A 19,257-nucleotide genomic window follows, 5' to 3' on the forward strand; every position below is an offset into this window, starting at 1 on the left:
GGACAGCACCAGCGGGGCCGGCGCGACGACCTCGGACACCAGGACGGTCGCCGAGGTCGTCGGTCGTCGTGCCGCTGCCTTGCGGTCAGGCTGTCGGGGGTGCCGGGACCGCCCGGGCCTGTGGTGGACTGGTGCGCATGCGCATCGTCCTGCAGAGAGCGGCCCGGGCCGCCGTGACCGTCGGGGGAGACGTCGTGGGGGCGATCGAGGAGCCGGGCCTCGTCGCCCTCGTGGGCGTCACCCACGACGACGACGCGGCGACCGCCGCACGGCTCGCCGAGAAGACCTGGACGCTGCGGCTGCTGGAGGGCGAGCGGTCCTGCGCGGACCTCGGCGCCCCGGTGCTCGCCGTCAGCCAGTTCACCCTCTACGGCGACGCCCGCCGGGGACGGCGCCCCTCGTGGTCCGCCGCCGCGCCCGGGCCCGTCTCGGAACCGGTGTTCGAGGCGTACGTGCAGGCGCTGCGGGACCTCGGCGCGCATGTGGAGACCGGCCGCTTCGGGGCCGCGATGCAGGTGGAGCTCGTCAACGACGGCCCGTTCACCCTGGTCCTGGACAGCGCCGAGCTGGACCGGCCCCGGCGGGGCTGAGCCGCTCAGGACCGGCCCCGGGCCGAGCGAGCACGTCCCGGGGAGCTCGAGCCGGCCCGGTCCCGGGGAGTTCGACCCGGCCCGGTCCTGTGGGGCCGGGCCGGTGGCCGGTGTCGGCGGGGGCCGGACCGGCCCGCCGGGGCGGGGCGCGGGCACCGGGCGCGGGCGCCGGGCGCGGGCGGCGGGCCGGCGCCCCGGGGGCTAGCCTGAGGAGGTGACCGGCTCCCTCTTCGACGACCTCGACACCTCCGACCCCGGCGCGGGCGAGCACCGCGCCGAGGGCCGGCGCGGCGGGCGGCGCTCCCGGTCCCGGGCGCCGCTGGCGGTGCGGATGCGCCCGCGCCGGCTCGACGAGATCGTGGGCCAGCAGCACCTGCTCAGGCCCGGCTCGCCGCTGCAGGTCCTCGCCGGGGAGGACCGTGGGCCGGCAGGACCGTCCTCGATCATCCTGTGGGGACCCCCGGGCACGGGCAAGACCACCCTGGCCCACGTGATCGCCCGCGGGGTGTCGCGGAAGTTCGTGGAGCTCTCCGCCATCACGGCGGGGGTCAAGGACGTGCGCAAGGTCATGGACGAGGCGCTCACCGACCGGGACCTGCACGGGCGCACCACGGTGCTGTTCCTCGACGAGATCCACCGGTTCACCAAGGCGCAGCAGGACGCCCTGCTGCCGGGGGTGGAGAACCAGTGGGTGGTGCTGGTGGCCGCCACCACGGAGAACCCGTCCTTCTCGGTCATCTCGCCCCTGCTCTCGCGCTCGCTGCTGCTCACCCTGCAGCCGCTCGAGCGGGCCGACATCGGGGCGCTGCTGGATCGTGCCGTCGCCGACCCCCGGGGCCTGGGCGGGGAGGTGGCCCTGTCCGCCGAGGCCCGCGAGCACCTGCTGGACCTGTGCGGCGGGGACGCGCGCAAGGCCCTCACGGCCCTGGAGGCGGCCGCGGGGGTCGCCTCATCGGAGCAGCCGGCGGCCGGCGAGGACACCGTGCAGGACACCGGCGAGGACGCCGGGGACGGTTCCGGGCAGTCCCCGCGCCCGGTGCCGGTGATCACCCGCGAGCATGCCGAGGAGGCCCTCGACCGGGCGGCGGTGCGCTACGACAGGAACGGCGACCAGCACTACGACGTGGTCAGCGCGTTCATCAAGTCCATCCGCGGCTCGGACGTGGACGCCGCGATGCACTACCTCGCCCGCATGATCGAGGCGGGGGAGGACCCGCGGTTCATCGCCCGCCGGCTGATCATCTCGGCCTCCGAGGACATCGGCACCGCGGACCCGACCGCCCTGCAGACCGCGGTCGCGGCCGCCGACGCCGTCCAGCTGATCGGCATGCCCGAGGGACGGATCCCGCTCGCCCAGGCCGTGGCGCACCTGGCGACCGCCCCGAAGTCCAACGCCGCCTACACCGCGATCAACGAGGCGATCGCCGACGTCCGCGCGGGCCGGGCCGGGCCCGTCCCGCTGCACCTGCGCGACGCCCACTACCCCGGCGCGGGTCAGCTCGGCCACGGCCGCGGCTACGTCTACTCCCACGACGAGCCCAACGGCGTGGCCGCCCAGCAGTACCCGCCCGACGAGCTCGTCGGCACCGACTACTACCGGCCCACCGAGCACGGCCGCGAGCGCGAGATCGCCCACCGCCTCGAGATCCTGCGGGGCATCGTCCGGGGCCGGTGACCGGCGCGCTCAGCGGCCGAAGAGGTGGCGGACCACCGCCGCGGCCGTGCGCTCGTCGATCAGCAGGTCCGTGACCACGCCCGCCCGCAGCGCGCCCACCACGCCGGGCACCTTGTGGTCCCCGGCCACCACGCACAGCCGGCGCGGGATGCGGCGCAGCTCCATGGGCGTCGGCCCGCTCGCGCGCCGGTTGTAGTCGATGTCCGCGTACGTCCCGTCCTCCCGCAGGAACACGGTGCACACATCGCCCACCACCCGGTGCGCGGCCAGCTCCCGGAGCGCGTCCTCCGGCAGGTAGCCGTTGCTGTACACCTGGGAGATCATCGGCCCGCGGAAGGCCCCCACGCTGAACACCGCCAGGTCCGCCGCATTGCGCACGGCCAGGACGCGGCGCACCGAGGACTCCTGCCACATCAGCCGGCGGGTCTCCTCCTGGTCGAAGAACGCCGGGGTGGGGAAGGGCACCAGCGCCGCCCCGAAGGCCGTGGACATCTGCCCCAGCAGCGCCGAGGACTGCGCCGCGCCCGTGGAGCGGACGCTCACCGCGCCGTTCATCTGGACCACGACCGCCTCCCGGGTGGCTTTCGGCTGCAGGTGCCCGGCGATCGCCGAGGTCGTGGTCCCCCACGCGACCGCCAGGGTCATCCCGTCCCCGAACCAGTCGCCGAGCAGCCCGGCCGCGGCCCGGGCCACGGACTCCAGCCGCTGCGGCTCCGTGGCCGTGCGCGGGGTGCCCGCCACGTGCACCGTGACCCCGAAGGCCTCCCGCAGCCGGCGCGACAGGTCGTGTCCCGCGTCCGGGGGAGCGCTCAGGCTGATCCGCACGATGCCCCGCTCCCGCGCGGCCTGTAGCATCCGCGAGACCGTCGGGCGCGAGACGCCGAACCGGTCCGCCACGGCCTCCATCGTCATGCCCTGCACGTAGTACAGCTCCGCAGCGTGGTGGAGCTCGGCATCACCGTGCACCGCGACCTCCTCGTCCTGCACGTCCGTTCATTTGCTTTGAGCATAGGTGCATCCTCGGCAAGAGTGTGATGCAGAGCACGTCCCCACCCGAACCCACCGCTTCCGAGGAGTTCCCCACCATGGCCCACCCCGCACTCTCCAGCTCCGAACGGGACCGGGCGCTCGCCGAGCTCTCCGACGGCCCCGAGCTCGACGTCCTCGTGGTCGGGGGCGGGATCACCGGTGCCGGCATCGCCCTCGACGCCGTGACCCGCGGCCTGCGCACCGGCATCGTGGAGGCCCAGGACTGGGCCGGCGGCACCTCCCAGTGGTCCTCCAAGCTCGTCCACGGCGGACTGCGCTACCTCCAGCAGCTCGACTTCAAGCTCGTCTCCGAGGCGCTGCGGGAGCGCGAGCTGCTGCTGGACTTCCTCGCCCCCCACCTCGTCAAGCCCGTGCCCTTCCTCTACCCGCTGACCCACCGCTTCTGGGAGCGTCCCTACGTCACGGCGGGGATCGGCCTCTACGACGCCCTCGCCCACATCGGCGCCAAGGTCGCGACCCTGCCCTACCAGCGGCACTACGGCTTCAAGGGGGTCCAGCGCGTCTTCCCCGACGTGAAGCCCGGGTCCATGGTCGGCGCCGTGAAGTACTGGGACGGCCAGGTCGACGACGCCCGCCTCGTGCTGACCATCGTGCGCACCGCCGTGCGCTACGGCGCGCTGGCCGCCAGCCGCACCCGGGCGGTCGACTTCCCGAAGGACGACAGCGGCCGGGTGGTGGGCGCCACCGTCCGCGATCTCGAGACGGGGGCCGAGCACACGGTGCGGGCCCGCACCGTGATCGCCGCGACCGGGGTGTGGACCGAGCAGACCCAGGACCTGGCCCACGCCGAGGGCGGCCTCAAGGTGCTCGCCTCCAAGGGCATCCACATCATCGTGCCCCGAGAGCGGATCCGCGGCGAGAGCGGGCTGATCCTGCAGACCGAGAAGTCGGTGCTGTTCATCATCCCGTGGGCGCGGTACTGGATCATCGGGACCACCGACACCCCGTACCACCAGGAGCTCGTGAACCCCGTGGCCACCGCGGAGGACATCGACTACGTCATCGACCACGCGAACGTGGTGCTCGACCGCCCGCTCACCCGCGAGGACGTCATCGGCACCTACGCGGGTCTGCGGCCGCTGCTGCAGCCCGGGACGAAGAAGGGCGGGGACGCGCAGTCCACCAAGATCTCCCGCGAGCACACCGTGACGGAGGTCGCCCCCGGGCTCATCTCGATCGCCGGCGGCAAGCTCACCACCTACCGGGTCATGGCCGAGGACGCCGTCGACCTCGCCCTCGGGCGGGAGCGGGCCCGGGAGGTGCCCTCGGTCACGGACCGCACCCCGCTGCTGGGCGCCGAGGGCTTCCTCGCCCTGAGCCACCAGGCCGGGACGCTCGGTGCCCGGTACGACTGGAACCAGGAGCGGGTGCAGCACCTGCTCGGGCGCTACGGCTCCGCGATCACCGAGATCGCCGAGCTCGTGGAGGACCGGCCCGACCTCGGCCGCCCGCTGGAGGGCGCGCCGGCCTATCTCCGGGCCGAGATCGTGCACGCGTGCACCCACGAGGGGGCCCTGCACCTCGAGGACCTCTACGACACCCGCACCCGGCTCACGTGGGAGCAGGCCCGCCACGGCCTCGACGCGGTCGAGGAGATCGCCGACCTCGCCGCCGAGGCCCTCGGCTGGGACGGGCCCCGGCGCGAGGCCGAGGTCGAGGCCTACCGGCTCCGCTGCGCCGCGGAGGACGCGGCCGCCCGCGCCGCCGACGACACCGCGGCCGCCGCCGCGCGCGCCGCCGCCCCCGACGTCCTGGAGCTCGTGCACCCCGCCGACGACTGAGCGCCCCACGCCCACCTCCCACCGTCCCACCCCGGCCGTCCCCGACGGACGACCGGACCGTCCCGTCCGCACCACCCGAGGAGTCGCAAGTGCTGTCGATGTCGAACGCAGTGGTCCAGGCCGTCGCGCCTGCCGTGCCGATCCCCCTGTCCACCGTCTTCTGGTCCGAGGTCGCGGGCACCGCGATGCTCCTGCTGCTCGGCTGCGGCGTGGTCGCCAACGCCGTGCTGCCGCGGACCAAGGGGCTCGGCGGCGGGTTCCTGATGATCAACTTCGGCTGGGGCCTGGCGGTGTTCGCCGGTGTGTACGTGGCCTACCAGTCCGGTGCCCACATCAACCCCGCCGTGACCGTGGGTCTGTGGGCCAGCGGCGCCGAGGAGTACGCACCGGGGGTGGCCATCACCGTGGTCAGCACCCTGGTCTACTTCGCCGGGGAGCTCGTCGGCGGCATCCTGGGCGCCGTCGTGGCCTTCCTCGCCTACAAGAAGCACTTCGACGAGGACATCGACGCGGAGACCAAGCTCGCCGTGTTCTCCACCGGCCCCGCCGTGCGCTCCTACGGCTGGAACCTGGTCACCGAGGTGATCGGCACGTTCGTCCTCGTCGCCGTAATCCTGCTCTTCGGCAACACCCCCTCCCAGCTCGGCCCGCTGGCGGTGGCCCTGCTCGTGGTCGGCATCGGCGCGAGCCTCGGCGGGCCCACCGGCTACGCCATCAACCCCGCCCGTGACCTCGGGCCCCGCATCGCCCACGCCCTGCTGCCGATCCGCGGCAAGGGCTCCAGCGACTGGGGCTACGCCTGGGTCCCGGTCGTCGGGCCGGTCCTCGGCGCCCTGCTCGCCGGCGGCTTCTTCCAGCTCTACTCGAACCCGCCGGCCTGAGCCCGGCCGCACCGACCCGTCCCACCCGCAGCACACCACCACGAAGCGAGGTACCACCCGTGAGCACCGAACCGCAGCACGTCATGGCCATCGACCAGGGCACCACGAGCACCCGGGCGATCATCTTCGACCACCGGGGCACGATCGTCAGCACCGGCCAGCTCGAGCACGAGCAGATCTTCCCGCGCGCCGGGTGGGTGGAGCACGACCCGATGGAGATCTGGCGCAACGTCCGCAAGGTCGTGGCGGACGCCGAGGCCTCCGCCGAGATCGGCGCCCGGGACCTGGCGGCCGTGGGCATCACCAACCAGCGCGAGACCACCGTGGTGTGGGACCGCACCACCGGGGAGCCCGTCTACAACGCCATCGTGTGGCAGGACACCCGGACCCAGAAGATCGCCGAGGAGCTCGGCGGGGACGTCGGCCCGGACCGGTACAAGGACCGGGTGGGGCTGCCCCTGGCCAGCTACTTCTCGGGCCCGAAGGTCAAGTGGATCCTGGACAACGTGGACGGCGCCCGGGAGCGGGCCGAGCGCGGCGACCTGCTCATGGGCAACACCGACTCCTGGCTCGTGTGGAACATGACCGGCGGGGTCGACGGAGGGGTGCACGTCACCGACGTCACCAACGCCTCGCGCACCATGCTCATGAACCTCGCGACCCTCGACTGGAACGAGGAGATCTGCGCCGACATGGGCATCCCCACGTCGATGCTCCCCGAGATCCGCTCCTCGTCCGAGGTGTACGGGAAGGGCCGCACCCGCGGCTTCCTCAAGGACGTCCCGATCGCCGGCATCCTCGGGGACCAGCAGGCCGCGATGTTCGGGCAGGCGTGCTTCGAGAAGGGCATGGGCAAGAACACCTACGGGACGGGCAGCTTCGTGCTCATGAACGTGGGCACCGAGGTGGTCCACTCGGAGAACGGGCTGCTGAGCACCGTGTGCTACAAGATCGGCGAGCAGGACGCCGTCTACGCCCTGGAGGGCTCGATCGCGGTGACCGGCTCGCTCGTCCAGTGGCTGCGGGACAACCTGGGCATCATCTCCTCCGCGCCGCAGGTCGAGCCCCTCGCCGCGTCCGTCGAGGACAACGGCGGCGCCTACTTCGTCCCGGCGTTCAGCGGCCTGTTCGCCCCGCACTGGCGCTCCGACGCCCGCGGCGCCCTGGTGGGCCTGACCCGCTACGTCAACAAGGGCCACATCGCCCGGGCCGCCCTGGAGGCCACGGCCTACCAGTCCCGCGAGGTGGTCGAGGCGATGAACGCGGACGCCGGGGTGGACATCACCGAGCTCAAGGTGGACGGCGGGATGACCGCCAACGAGCTGCTCATGCAGTTCCAGGCGGACCAGCTCGGGGTGCCCGTGATCCGCCCGGAGGTCACCGAGACCACGGCCCTCGGCGCGGCCTACGCCGCGGGCATCGCCGTGGGCTTCTGGTCCGGAACGGAGGAGGTCACCGCGAACTGGGCCGAGGACAAGCGCTGGGAGCCGCAGATGGAGGACGCCGAGCGCGGCCGGCTGTTCCGGAACTGGCAGAAGGCCGTGACCAAGACCTTCGACTGGGTGGACGAGGACGTCGACTGAGCCGGACCCCTCCGCGGGTGCGGGACGGGAGCGCCGCCCGGGTCACCGGGCGGCGCTCCCGCGTGCCCGGGCCCGCCGGGGCGCGCGGCCGGCCCGGGCACGCTATACTGGACCGTCGGCCGGCAAGGCCCGTGCTCCCGCACGCCCGGCGCACCGCCTCAACCACGGTGCTCGGCGCGCGGCCTCGGCGCTTGCAGGACAGGAGGATTGCGGCTGATCCTCACCTCTCCGGCGGGACCGATCCCGTCCTCGGAGGCCGGACCGACCAGAACACGCTCCCCCCGCACCGGGCACCGGACGGGGGAGAGCACCGCATTGTGAAAGGTAAACGTGGCTAACAACACGCGTGCGCGCCGTCAGGTGCGCAAGTCCCGCGCCCTCGGGATCGCCCTGACCCCGAAGGCCGAGAAGTACTTCGAGCGCCGTCCCTACGGCCCCGGTGAGCACGGCCGTGCCCGCCGCAAGGCCGACTCGGACTACGCCGTCCGGCTCCGCGAGAAGCAGCGTCTCCGGGCGCAGTACAACATCCGCGAGAAGCAGATGCACATCGCCTACGTCGAGGCCAAGCGCCAGGAGGGCCAGACCGGTGAGAACCTGGTCGCCCTGCTGGAGTCCCGCCTGGACGCCCTGGTGCTGCGCTCCGGCTTCGCCCGGACCATGGCCCAGGCCCGTCAGATGGTCGTGCACCGCCACATCCTGGTGGACGGCGAGCGGGTGGACCGTCCCTCCTACCAGGTCAAGGAGGGCCAGCTGATCCACGTGCACGCCAAGTCGGAGAAGATGGTGCCCTTCCAGGTCGCCGCCGCCGGCGCGCACCAGGCCGTGCTGCCCGACACCCCGGGCTACCTCGACGTGCAGATCGAGAAGCTGCAGGCCAAGCTGGTGCGCAAGCCCAAGCGCGCCGAGGTCCCCGTGACCTGCGAGGAGCAGCTCGTGGTGGAGTACTACGCCCGCATGGCCTGATCCTGCGGGCCCTGCCCCCGGGACGACCCGGGAGCAGGACCCACCCGGCGGAAGAGCCCGCGGCGCCTGCGCCGCGGGCTCTTCCGTTCGGTACAGTGGATCCCCGGGCACCGCGCCGGTGCCTGTCCCCGCACGCCCGGGCGGCCCGGCCGCCTCCGGACCCCTCGACCCGACCAGCAAGGAGCGCGCCGCCCCATGACCGGTGGAGAAATCGCAGGACTACTCGCCGCGGGGGTGTTCGCCGTGCTGGTGCTCCTGCTCGCGGTGCCGATCCTCAAGCTCGGCAAGGTCTTCGACGAGCTGCGGCTGACGATCCGCTCGCTCAACAACGAGACCGTCCCGCTCATCGACGAGGTCACCCGCACCGTCTCGACCACCAACTCGCAGCTCGAGAAGGTGGACGGCATCACGACCAACGTCTCCGACGCCTCCGCGAACGTCTCCGCGCTGTCCTCCCTGGTGGCCTCCACGGTGGGGCAGCCGCTCATCAAGGTCGCCGCGTTCTCCCACGGCATGCGCCGGGCGTTCACGGGCGGCACCGCGGCGGAGGGCCCCGAGCGGGCCGGCCGCTTCGCGGCCGAGAACGGACCGGTCCCCGGCACCCCGGGGGAGGACCGGCCATGAGCTTCTTGGGCAGGCTCGCCCTCGTGGCCGCCGGCGGGGTGCTCGGCGCCGCCGCCACGCGGTTCGCCCGCTCGCCCGGCCGGGACCTCGCCGTGCGCGAGGTCCCGGGGCCGGCGCGCACCCCCCGCGCCGGGGACTGGCGCTCCCGGCTCTACCGGTTCGCCGCCACCGTGCGGGCCGGCATGGACGAGCGCGAGGCCGAGCTGCGCGCGTCCTTCGGCGTGTCCGCGCCCCGCCCGCCGGCCACCCGCCTGTCCGCACGCGACGCCGCCCCGCCGGTGCTCGACGGCACCGCCGCGGCCGAGGCCCCCGCGGACCCCACCGACCCCACGACGCCCCCCTCGACCCACCGCGAAGGAAAGCACCGGTAATGCTCTCTCAGGAAATCACCAAGCGCTGGCTGGACTACTTCGAAGGCCAGGGCCACACCGTGGTGCCCTCCGCCTCGCTGATCTCCTCCCAGCCCGGTGCCATGTTCACGATCGCGGGCATGGTCCCGTTCATCCCGTACTTCCTCGGCCAGGAGACCGCCCCCTACCGGCGGGCCACCTCCATCCAGAAGTGCATCCGCACCCTCGACATCGACGAGGTTGGCAAGACCGCCCGGCACGGCACCTTCTTCCAGATGGCCGGGAACTTCTCCTTCGGGGACTACTTCAAGGAGCGCGCCATCCCCATGGCGTGGGAGCTGCTCACCAGCCCCCTCGACCAGGGCGGCTTCGGGCTGGACCCGGAGCGGCTGTGGGTGACCGTCTACGAGGGCGACGAGGAGTCCTACACCCTGTGGAAGGACACGGTGGGCGTGCCCGCCGAGCGGATCCAGCGGATGGGCCGGGACGAGAACTACTGGGACACCGGCCAGCCCGGTCCCGCCGGCCCGGACTCCGAGATCTTCTACGACCGGGGCCCCCGCTACGGCCGGGAGGGCGGGCCGGCCGTCGACGACGACCGCTACATCGAGATCTGGAACCTCGTGTTCATGCAGTACCAGCGCGGTGAGGGCACCGGCAAGGACTACGAGATCCTCGGCGACCTGCCGGAGCAGAACATCGACACCGGCCTGGGCGTCGAGCGCCTGGCCATGCTGCTCCAGGGCGTGGAGAACTTCTACGAGACCGACCAGGTCCGCCCCGTCCTCGACCGGGCCGCCGAGCTGGCCGGGAAGCGGTACCGCGGCGCGGAGCGGCCCGGCGAGGAGGGCTACGAGGACGACGTGCGGATGCGCGTGGTCGCCGACCACGTCCGCTCCTCGCTGATGCTCATCGCCGACGGCGTCAGCCCCTCCAACGAGGGCCGCGGCTACATCCTCCGCCGCCTGCTGCGCCGGGCCATCCGCGCGATGCGCCTGATGGGCGTCACCGAGCCCTGCCTGCCCGTGCTGCTGCCCGCGTCCCGCGACGCCATGTCCGGCGTCTACCCCTACGTGGCCGAGGACTTCGAGCGGATCTCCCGGATCGCCTACGCCGAGGAGCGGGCGTTCCTCAAGACCATCGAGTCCGGGACCACCCGGCTCGACGAGGCCGTGGCCGGCGCCCGCCGGCAGGGCCGGCCCGTGTCCGGGACGGAGGCCTTCGCCCTGCACGACACCTACGGCTTCCCGATCGACCTCACCCTCGAGATGGCCGCCGAGGCCGGGGTCGCCGTCGACGAGACGGCCTTCCGCGGCCTGATGGAGGAGCAGCGCCGCCGTGCGCAGCAGGACGCCCGCGCCAAGAAGGGCGCCCACGCCGACCTGTCCGTGTTCCGCCGGCTCGTCGACGAGGGCGGCTCGGTGTTCACCGGCTACACCCGGCTGGGCCACGAGACGGTGCTGCGGGCCCTGCTGCAGAACGGCGTGACCGTCCCCGCCGCGCCGGTGGGCGCGCACGTCGAGGTCGTCCTCGACGAGACGCCGTTCTACGCCGAGGCCGGCGGCCAGGCCGCCGACCGGGGCACGATCAGCGGCGACGGCTTCGTGCTCGAGGTCACCGACGTGCAGCAGCCCGTCAAGGGGCTGTCCGTGCACCAGGCGGTCGTGCGCGACGGGGAGGCCCTCTCCGGGGCCACCGTGCTCGCCCAGGTCGACGTCGCCCGCCGCCGGGCCGCCGAGGCCGCCCACACCGGCACCCACATCGTGCACGCGGCACTGCACGACGTGCTCGGCCCGGAGGCCGTCCAGCGCGGCTCCTTCAACAAGGAGGGCTACCTGCGCTTCGACTTCGCGTGGGGCGAGGGCCTGGGCGAGGCCCAGCGACAGGAGATCGAGGAGGTCTCCAACGCGGCCATCCACGCCAACCACGAGGTCGTGACCCAGGAGATGGAGCTCGCCCAGGCGAAGGCCATGGGGGCGATGTCCCTGTTCGGCGAGAAGTACGGCGACCGCGTGCGCGTCGTCGAGCTGAACGGGCCCTGGTCCCGGGAGCTGTGCGGCGGCACGCACGTGGGCGGCACCGCCCAGATCGGCTCGCTCACCCTGCTCACCGAGCAGTCGGTGGGCTCGGGCAACCGCCGCGTCGAGGCCCTGGTGGGCCTGGACTCGTTCCGGCACCTGGCCGCCGAGCGCACCCTCGTGAACCAGCTCACCGGCATGCTGAAGGTCCAGTCCTCCGCCGAGCTGCCCGAGCGCCTGGCGGGCACGCTCGAGAAGCTGCGCTCGGCCGAGAAGGAGCTCGCCGTGCTGCGGCGGGAGAAGCTCCAGGCGCAGGCCGGCTCCCTCCTCGACGGGGTGCGCGAGGTCGGCCCGGTCAAGGTCCTCACCCACGACATGGGCGAGGTCTCCGGGGCCGACGACGTCCGCTCGCTGGCCCTCGACCTGCGCGGGCGGATGACGGCCGAACCGTTCGTCGTGGCCGTCACCGGCACCGCCAAGGACCGGCCCCTGGTCCTCGTGGCCACCACCGAGGGCGCCCGCGACGCCGGGGTGCGGGCCGGCGGGCTCGTGCGCACCGCCGCCGCGGTCCTCGGCGGCGGCGGCGGCGGCAAGGACGACATCGCCCAGGGCGGCGGGCAGGACCCCACCCGGACCGGGGCCGCCCTGGACGCGGTGCTCGACGACATCGCCCGGGCGACGGGCGGCGCCGCCGCGTGATCGGCACCCTCGCCCGGGGCCGGCGGATGGGGGTCGACGTGGGCCTCGTCCGGGTCGGGGTCGCCCTGTGCGACCCCGACGGCATCCTCGCCACGCCGCTCACCACGCTGCGGCGCGACCCCCGCAAGGGCTTCGACGTGAAGCTGCTCGCGGGACTCGTCCAGGAGCACGACGTCGTCGCGGTCTACGTGGGCCTGCCCCGCAGCCTCGACGGCGGGGAGAACGCCTCGACGGCGATGGCGCGCGACTACGCGCAGGCCCTCGTGCGGCGGCTGCGCGTGAAGGGCCGCGAGGTCCCCGTGCGGCTGGTCGACGAGCGGCTCAGCACGGTGGACGCCCACCGGGCGCTCCTGGAGGCCGGCGTGTCCCGCCGCGACCACGGGGACAAGGTCGACCAGGTGGCCGCGGCCACCATCCTGCAGAGCGCGGTGGACCGCGCCCGGTCCACCGGCGCGGAGCCCGGCGAGGCGGTGGACCCGCCGGTCCCCAGCGCCGCGGAGCACGCCGTCGCGCATAATGGGGGAGACCTCGGCAGGCGCGGTCCCGCGGCGGCGGACGGGGCCCGACCGGCCACCGGCGCCGGCGGCACGGCCGGGGAGAGGGCGGAGGACCCTGCCGGGAGCCCGGCGGAGGACGCCGCCGAGGACACCGCCGGAGCGCCCGACCGGGCGCGGACGGCACCGTTGACGACCACCGATCCGGACGGAGAGCATTCGTGAGCGACGACCCGTACGACCAGTCGGCGTCCCGCCGACCCGAGGCGCCCCGCGAGTCCTCCGGCGGAGCCGGCGGTCTGGGCAGCCTGCTGGACGCCCCGTCGTCGCGGGAGGCCTCCTCGGGCCTGCGCGGCGTCTTCGAGCACGAGGAGCTCACCCCCGAGCAGATCCGGCGGCGGCAGCGCCGCGGCCGCGTGTCCCTCACCACGGCCATCGCCCTGTTCCTGCTCGCCGCGCTGATCACCGTGTCCGTGCTCGGCTCGACCTTCGGGTGGTTCGAGATCCGCGACTACCGCGGCGACGGCAAGGACCCGGTGACCTTCTCCGTGGCCGAGGGCGCCACCACCGGCCAGATCGCCGCCGCCCTGCAGGAGCAGGGCATCGTGGCCGACGCCGGGACGTTCATCGAGACGTACCAGGAGGAGCACGCCGAGGAGTTCATCCAGCCGGGCGAGTACGAGCTGCGCACCGAGATGAGCTCCGAGTCCGCCGTGGACGCCCTCATGGAGGAGGACGAGGCCACCCACTACGCGGCGGTCAACCGGACCCTGCGCATGTCCGACGTGTTCGGGGTGCTCAGCGAGTCCACCGGCATCCCGGTCTCCGAGTTCGAGGCCTACGAGCAGGACACGCAGACCTTCGGGATCCCCGACCGCTTCCCCACCCTCGAGGGCTGGCTGCACCCCGGCGAGTACCGCTTCCCGCTGGACGCCACGGCCGAGGAGATCCTGCGCGACATGGTGGAGCGCACCCGGGCGACCCTCGAGGACAACGGGGTCAGCGGCGAGGACAGGATCTTCGAGGTCCTCACCATCGGCTCGATCATCGAGTTCGAGGTCCAGCCCGAGCACTACGACGTGGTGGCCGGGGCGATCCAGAACCGCCTGGACAACCCCGACGGCGAGACCTCCGGGTTCATCCAGTCCGACGCGTCCGTGACCTACGGCCTCGACCGCAGGAGCTACGACTTCACCGAGGAGGAGCGCCGCGACGAGTCCAACCGGTACAACACGTTCGCCAACCCCGGCCTGCCGGTGGGCCCCATCGGGTCCCCGGGCGACGCCGCGATCGCGGCCGCCGCGGACCCGCAGGAGAACGACTACTACTTCTGGGTGACCGTGAACCTCGACACGGGCGAGACGAAGTTCTCCGAGACCTACGCCCAGCACCTGGAGTACGTGGAGGAGTACAACCAGTGGTGCAGCGAGAACGAGGGGCGGTGCGGATGAGTCCCGCCCGCGCGGCCGTGGTGGGCCACCCCATCGGCCACTCGCGGTCCCCGGACCTGCACCGCGCCGCGTACGCGGTGCTGGGCGAGGACGTGCACTACGACGCCCACGACCTGGTCGAGGAGCAGCTCCCGCCGTTCGTCGACGACCGCCGTGGCGACCCCGCCTGGCGCGGGCTGTCGGTCACCATGCCCCTCAAGTCGGTCGCCGCCGCGTGCGCCGACGAGCTGACGGCGCTCGGGCACGCGGTGGGGGCGGTCAACACCCTGCTGTTCCGCCCCGACGGGTCGGTCCTGGGCCACAACACGGACGTCACCGGCATCGTGGGCGCGGTGACCGCCGCCGGCGCGGTGCCGGCCGCGCCCCGGGCCGCCGTGCTCGGCGGGGGCGGCACGGCCACGGCCGCGGTCGCGGCCGCGCAGGCGCTCGGGGCGTCCGGCGCGGACGTCTTCGTGCGCTCCGCGGCCCGCGCCGGGCGCGCCGTCGAGGCGGGGCGCCGGCTGGGCGTCCCCGTGCGCCTGCGGGCGTGGGACGAGGCGCCGGCCCTCCTGGCCGGCTACGACGTGGTCGTCTCGACCCTCCCGCCGCACGGCGCGGACGAGCTGGCGGCGCAGCTGGAGGAGCGGTCCCCGGCCACCACCGGCGTCCTGCTGGACGCGGCCTACGACCCGTGGCCGTCGGCGGTCGCCGCGGCCTGGGCCCGCGCCGGGGGAGCGGTGGCCCCGGGACTCGATATGCTGATCTTCCAGGCGGTGGACCAGATCCGGATGTTCACCGGCCGCGACCCGGGCACACCCCTGCCCCGCGAGCAGGACGTGATCGCCGCGATGTGCACGGCGGTGGGGCGGCCCGTCCTCCCCGCCCCGTCCCTGCTCCGCCCCTGAGACCTGTCGGCGGCCCCGGCCTGCGGGCCCTGCCGCCGAGACACCGAACGGAAAGAGTTGTTATGTTGCGTTGGCTCACGGCCGGCGAGTCCCACGGCGAGGCGCTCGTCGGGATCATCGAGGGCGTTCCGGCGGGGGTCCCCCTGACCAGCCAGGACGTCCGCGACGCGCTGGCGCGCCGCCGGCTCGGCTACGGGCGCGGCGCCCGGATGAAGTTCGAGCAGGACCAGGTGCGCCTGCTCGGCGGGGTGCGCCACGGCGTGACCCAGGGCGGACCGGTGGCGATCGAGATCGCCAACACCGAGTGGCCCAAGTGGCGCGAGGTGATGTCCGCCGACCCGGTCGAGGCCGAGGTCCTCGAGGGCCGCGCCCGCAACGCCCCGCTCACCCGCCCCCGTCCCGGCCACGCCGACCTGACCGGCATGCAGAAGTACGGCTTCGACGAGGCCCGGCCCGTGCTGGAGCGGGCCAGCGCCCGGGAGACCGCCACTCGCGTGGCCCTCGGCGCCGTCGCCGCGAAGATCCTCGAGGCCGTGGGCGTGCACCTCGTCTCCCACACCACGGCCGTGGGCGCCGTGAGCGCACCGGTGGACGCCGCCCGCCCGCTGCCCGCGGACGTCGCCGCCCTCGACGCCGACCCGCTGCGCTGCTCCGACCCCGCCACGTCGGAGGCCATGGTGGCGGCGGTGGACGCCGCGCACAAGGACGGGGAGACCCTGGGGGGCGTCGTCGAGGTCCTCGCCTACGGGCTGCCGCCCGGGCTCGGCTCGTACGTGCACTGGGACCGCCGGCTGGACTCCCGGCTGGCCGGCGCCCTCATGGGCATCCAGGCCATCAAGGGCGTCGAGGTCGGGGACGGCTTCCTCACCGCGGCCCGGTCCGGCTCCGAGGCCCACGACGAGATCTCCCGGGGGGCCGACGGCGTCGTGCACCGCGTGAGCAACCGGGCCGGCGGGATCGAGGGCGGCATGTCCATCGGGGACGTGCTGCGCGTGCGCGCCGCCATGAAGCCCATCGCCACGGTGCCCAAGGCCCTGCGCACCGTCGACGTCGCCACGGGCGAGGCCGCCCGCGCCCACCACCAGCGCTCCGACGTGTGCGCGGTGCCGGCCGCCGGCGTGGTCGCCGAGGCGATGGTGGCCCTCGTGCTCGCCGACGCCGTGACCGAGAAGTTCGGCGGGGACTCGATCGCCGAGACCGTCCGCAACAAGGACGCCTACCTCGCCGCCATCCCGAAGACCCTGCACTCCTCGGGCGAGCTCGGGGAGTTCGCCGACGACGCCGCCGCGGCGCGCGAGGACCACATGGGCGACCCGCTCGTGGCGCCCGCGGAGACCGGGGAGGGCCAGGCGTGAACGCCCAGTTCCCGGCCCCGGCCGACGCCGCCGCGGACCGGGCGGGGGTCCCGCCGCGGCCCGTGGTGCTGATCGGCCCCATGGCCGCCGGCAAGTCCTTCCTGGCCCTACACATGTCCAAGTTCTACGGCTACGACTTCGTGGACGCCGACCAGGTGATCGTGTCCCGCTACGGGGTGATCTCGGGGATCTTCGCGGAGCACGGCGAGAAGTACTTCCGCGACCTCGAGGCGGACACCGTGGCCGAGATCCTCCGGGACCCCGACCACGCCAACGCGATCTTCTCGGTGGGCGGCGGCGCCCCCATGACGCCCTCGACCCGCGAGCTGCTGCGCCACGAGCTGGTCGCCTACCTCGAGGTGGACACCGAGACCGTGCTGCCGCGGATCAGCGGCAACCGCACCCGTCCCATGCTCCAGCCGGACCCGGAGCGGCGCTGGCAGGAGCTCTACGAGTCCCGGCGCGCCTGCTACGAGGAGCTCGCCGACATCACGCTCGACGGCACCCGCAACCGGCCCGTCGCCGAGATCGGCGCCGACCTCGAGGAGGCGCTCGTCCGCCTGCGCTCCCGGCGGAGCGCCCCCGGCACCACCGACAGCACCCAGGAGGCCCAGGCATGAGCGAGTCCGCTCCCCGCACCGTCACGACCATTCCCGTCACCGGGGACCGCCCGGCCGAGAACTACGACGTCCTCGTGGGCCACGGCCTGCTCGGGGAGGTCCCCCGCGTGCTCGGCGACCGGGTCCAGCGTGTGCTGGTCATCCACCCGAGGGCGCTGCGCAGCACCGGCGACGTGGTCATGGAGGAGCTGCGCGGCCAGGGCTACCAGGCGTTCACCGCCGAGATCCCCGACGCCGAGGAGGGCAAGCACGTCCAGGTGGCGTCCTTCTGCTGGCAGGTGCTGGGGCAGAACGACTTCACCCGCTCCGACGCGATCGTCTCCGTGGGCGGGGGAGCGGTCTCCGACCTCGCGGGCTTCGTGGCCGCCACCTGGCTGCGCGGGGTGCGCGTGGTGCACGTGCCCACCACCCTGCTCGGCATGGTCGACGCCGCCGTGGGCGGCAAGACCGGCATCAACACCGCGGAGGGCAAGAACCTCGTGGGCGCCTTCCACCCGCCCGCCGCCGTGCTGTGCGACCTCGACACCCTGCGGACGCTGCCCGAGAACGAGCTGCTCACCGGCATGGCGGAGGTCGTCAAGTGCGGCTTCATCGCCGACGAGCGGATCCTCGAGCTCATCGAGGGCCACCCGGAGGCGGTGCGCGACTCGCAGTCCGAGGTGGTGCGCGAGCTCGTGGAGCGCGGCATCCGGGTCAAGGCCGAGATCGTCTCCGGGGACCTGCGCGAGTCCGGGCGCCGGGAGGTCCTCAACTACGGCCACACCCTCGGCCACGCGATCGAGCACAACGAGCGCTACCAGTGGCGCCACGGCGCGGCGGTCTCCGTGGGGATGGTCTTCGCCGCGGAGCTCGCCCGCACCGCCGGCAGCCTCTCCGACGACGTCGTCGAGCGCCACCGCAGCGTCCTCGCCTCCCTCGGCCTGCCGACCTCGTACCGGTGGGACCAGTGGCCCCGGCTGCTCGAGGTCATGAAGCGGGACAAGAAGACCCGCGGGAACCTGCTGCGCTTCATCGTCCTCGACGCGGTCGGCAGGCCCCGTGTGCTCGAGGTCCCCGACCCCGCGATCCTCTTCGCGACCTACCAGGAGATCGCCGAGGGCGCGCCCCGCTAGACTGGTCCGCGGCCCGGGACGAGACCTGCCGACCGCGCCGACCTGCCGACCCCGCAGACCGACAGAGAGAGAACCTGTGGCTACCACGAACGACATCAAGAACGGCACCGTCCTCAAGCTGGAGGGCAACCTCTGGAACGTCATCGAGTTCCAGCACGTCAAGCCGGGCAAGGGCGGGGCGTTCGTGCGCACGAAGATGCGCAACATCACCTCCGGGAAGGTGGTCGACAAGACCTTCAACGCCGGCGCCAAGGTCGAGACCGCCACGGTGGACCGCAGCGAGTACCAGTACCTGTACCAGGACGGCGCCGACTACGTCTTCATGGACAACAAGACGTACGACCAGATCACCGTCCCCGGCGAGGTGGTCGGCGACGCCGCCCGCTTCATGCTCGAGAACCTCACCGTGACCATCGCGATGCACGAGGGCGCGCCCCTCTACATCGAGCTGCCCGCGTCCGTGGTCCTCGAGATCACCTACACCGAGCCGGGGCTGCAGGGCGACCGCTCCACCGGCGGCACCAAGCCCGCCACCGTGGAGACCGGCTACCAGATCCAGGTGCCGCTGTTCCTGGAGCAGGGCACCAAGGTCAAGGTCGACACCCGCTCGGGTGACTACCTGGGCCGCGTCAACGAGTGAGCGCCCGGGGCAAGGCGCGCCGGCGCGCCGTGGAGATCCTCTTCGAGGCCGAGCAGCGCGCCCAGGACGCCCGCGAGGTCATGGAGCGACGGCGGGCGCACAGCGACTCCCTCGTCTCCCCGTACGCCGAGGAGCTCGTGCTCGGCGTCACGATGCGCCGCGGTGAGCTCGACGAGTACCTCGAGACCTACTCCCAGGGCTGGACCCTCGAGCGGATGCCGGCCGTGGACCGCAACGTGCTGCGCGTGGGCGCCTGGGAGCTGCTGTTCAACGACGACGTCCCGGACGGGGTCGCCGTGGCCGAGGCCGTGAACCTCGCCAAGGAGCTCGCGGGGGACGACTCCCCGCGCTTCGTGAACGGCCTGCTCGGCCGGCTGCAGAAGATGAAGCCGACGCTGCTCGGCTGAGCCCGCCCCCGCCGGACCGCCCGCCCGGACCGGCGGGACGGGGCTATCATCACGGGACCACGACCGGCCGATCCGGGAGG

At 73.5% G+C, this 19,257-nt stretch carries 18 protein-coding genes; 17 read left to right on the forward strand and 1 reads right to left on the reverse strand.

Going from position 1 to position 19,257, the window contains the following annotated elements:
- The first annotated feature begins 137 nt into the window (after window positions 1-137).
- Window positions 138-590: a D-aminoacyl-tRNA deacylase gene (gene dtd, locus QYM41_RS10045; protein WP_368799593.1), complete on the forward strand. Its 453-nt coding sequence runs from the start codon at window positions 138-140 to the stop codon at window positions 588-590.
- A gap of 331 nt (window positions 591-921) precedes the next feature.
- A complete protein-coding gene (locus QYM41_RS10050) occupies window positions 922-2,265 on the forward strand; it encodes a replication-associated recombination protein A (protein WP_438612586.1) in 1,344 nt (447 codons plus the stop codon).
- Window positions 2,266-2,274: 9 nt separating this feature from the next.
- Here QYM41_RS10050 and QYM41_RS10055 read toward each other — a convergent pair whose 3' ends face one another.
- Window positions 2,275-3,252 (reverse strand): sugar-binding transcriptional regulator, encoded by a 978-nt coding sequence (locus QYM41_RS10055; protein WP_368799594.1) that lies wholly within the window; start codon window positions 3,250-3,252, stop codon window positions 2,275-2,277.
- A 98-nt stretch (window positions 3,253-3,350) separates the two neighbouring features.
- Between QYM41_RS10055 and QYM41_RS10060 the strand changes: the two genes are divergently transcribed.
- The 15 genes from QYM41_RS10060 (at window position 3,351) to nusB (ending at window position 19,177) form a co-directional block, all read left to right on the forward strand.
- On the forward strand, window positions 3,351-5,096 hold the full coding sequence (locus tag QYM41_RS10060; protein WP_368799595.1) for a glycerol-3-phosphate dehydrogenase/oxidase: 1,746 nt from the start codon (window positions 3,351-3,353) through the stop codon (window positions 5,094-5,096).
- 98 nt (window positions 5,097-5,194) lie between these two features.
- Window positions 5,195-5,977: an MIP/aquaporin family protein gene (locus QYM41_RS10065; protein ID WP_368799664.1), complete on the forward strand. Its 783-nt coding sequence runs from the start codon at window positions 5,195-5,197 to the stop codon at window positions 5,975-5,977.
- A gap of 59 nt (window positions 5,978-6,036) precedes the next feature.
- Window positions 6,037-7,560, forward strand: a complete 1,524-nt coding sequence (gene glpK / locus QYM41_RS10070) for a glycerol kinase GlpK (protein WP_368799596.1) — start codon at window positions 6,037-6,039, stop codon at window positions 7,558-7,560.
- A gap of 330 nt (window positions 7,561-7,890) precedes the next feature.
- On the forward strand, window positions 7,891-8,523 hold the full coding sequence (rpsD, locus tag QYM41_RS10075) for a 30S ribosomal protein S4 (protein ID WP_017832285.1): 633 nt from the start codon (window positions 7,891-7,893) through the stop codon (window positions 8,521-8,523).
- A gap of 195 nt (window positions 8,524-8,718) precedes the next feature.
- The gene (locus QYM41_RS10080; RefSeq protein WP_368799597.1) at window positions 8,719-9,147 is read left to right on the forward strand and encodes a DUF948 domain-containing protein; all 429 of its coding nucleotides are present in this window, start codon (window positions 8,719-8,721) and stop codon (window positions 9,145-9,147) included.
- The gene (locus QYM41_RS10085; RefSeq protein ID WP_368799598.1) at window positions 9,144-9,518 is read left to right on the forward strand and encodes a hypothetical protein; all 375 of its coding nucleotides are present in this window, start codon (window positions 9,144-9,146) and stop codon (window positions 9,516-9,518) included. Before QYM41_RS10080 ends, QYM41_RS10085 begins: the two co-directional genes overlap by 4 nt.
- Window positions 9,518-12,214 carry an alanine--tRNA ligase gene (gene alaS / locus QYM41_RS10090; RefSeq protein WP_368799599.1) on the forward strand — a complete coding sequence of 899 codons (2,697 nt, stop codon included), beginning with the start codon at window positions 9,518-9,520 and terminating at the stop codon, window positions 12,212-12,214. The genes QYM41_RS10085 and alaS overlap by 1 nt, the downstream gene beginning before the upstream one ends.
- Window positions 12,211-12,933 carry a Holliday junction resolvase RuvX gene (ruvX, locus tag QYM41_RS10095; RefSeq protein ID WP_368799600.1) on the forward strand — a complete coding sequence of 241 codons (723 nt, stop codon included), beginning with the start codon at window positions 12,211-12,213 and terminating at the stop codon, window positions 12,931-12,933. The genes alaS and ruvX overlap by 4 nt, the downstream gene beginning before the upstream one ends.
- Complete coding sequence (locus QYM41_RS10100; RefSeq protein ID WP_368799601.1) at window positions 12,930-14,159, forward strand: endolytic transglycosylase MltG; 1,230 nt, start codon at window positions 12,930-12,932, stop codon at window positions 14,157-14,159. The genes ruvX and QYM41_RS10100 overlap by 4 nt, the downstream gene beginning before the upstream one ends.
- A complete protein-coding gene (locus QYM41_RS10105; protein ID WP_368799602.1) occupies window positions 14,156-15,043 on the forward strand; it encodes a shikimate dehydrogenase in 888 nt (295 codons plus the stop codon). The genes QYM41_RS10100 and QYM41_RS10105 overlap by 4 nt, the downstream gene beginning before the upstream one ends.
- Window positions 15,044-15,105: 62 nt before the next feature.
- Window positions 15,106-16,398: a chorismate synthase gene (gene aroC / locus QYM41_RS10110; protein WP_368799603.1), complete on the forward strand. Its 1,293-nt coding sequence runs from the start codon at window positions 15,106-15,108 to the stop codon at window positions 16,396-16,398.
- The gene (locus QYM41_RS10115) at window positions 16,395-17,018 is read left to right on the forward strand and encodes a shikimate kinase (RefSeq protein WP_368799604.1); all 624 of its coding nucleotides are present in this window, start codon (window positions 16,395-16,397) and stop codon (window positions 17,016-17,018) included. The genes aroC and QYM41_RS10115 overlap by 4 nt, the downstream gene beginning before the upstream one ends.
- Entirely contained in the window at window positions 17,015-18,130 is a 1,116-nt protein-coding gene (gene aroB / locus QYM41_RS10120) for a 3-dehydroquinate synthase (RefSeq protein WP_368799605.1), read from the forward strand. Before QYM41_RS10115 ends, aroB begins: the two co-directional genes overlap by 4 nt.
- Before the next feature lie 76 nt (window positions 18,131-18,206).
- The gene (efp, locus tag QYM41_RS10125; RefSeq protein ID WP_368799606.1) at window positions 18,207-18,770 is read left to right on the forward strand and encodes an elongation factor P; all 564 of its coding nucleotides are present in this window, start codon (window positions 18,207-18,209) and stop codon (window positions 18,768-18,770) included.
- Window positions 18,767-19,177: a transcription antitermination factor NusB gene (gene nusB, locus QYM41_RS10130; RefSeq protein ID WP_368799607.1), complete on the forward strand. Its 411-nt coding sequence runs from the start codon at window positions 18,767-18,769 to the stop codon at window positions 19,175-19,177. The genes efp and nusB overlap by 4 nt, the downstream gene beginning before the upstream one ends.
- The last annotated feature ends 80 nt before the right edge of the window (window positions 19,178-19,257 follow it).

It is taken from the genome of Kocuria oxytropis (genome assembly GCF_040981195.1).
Lineage (GTDB): Bacteria > Actinomycetota > Actinomycetes > Actinomycetales > Micrococcaceae > Kocuria > Kocuria oxytropis.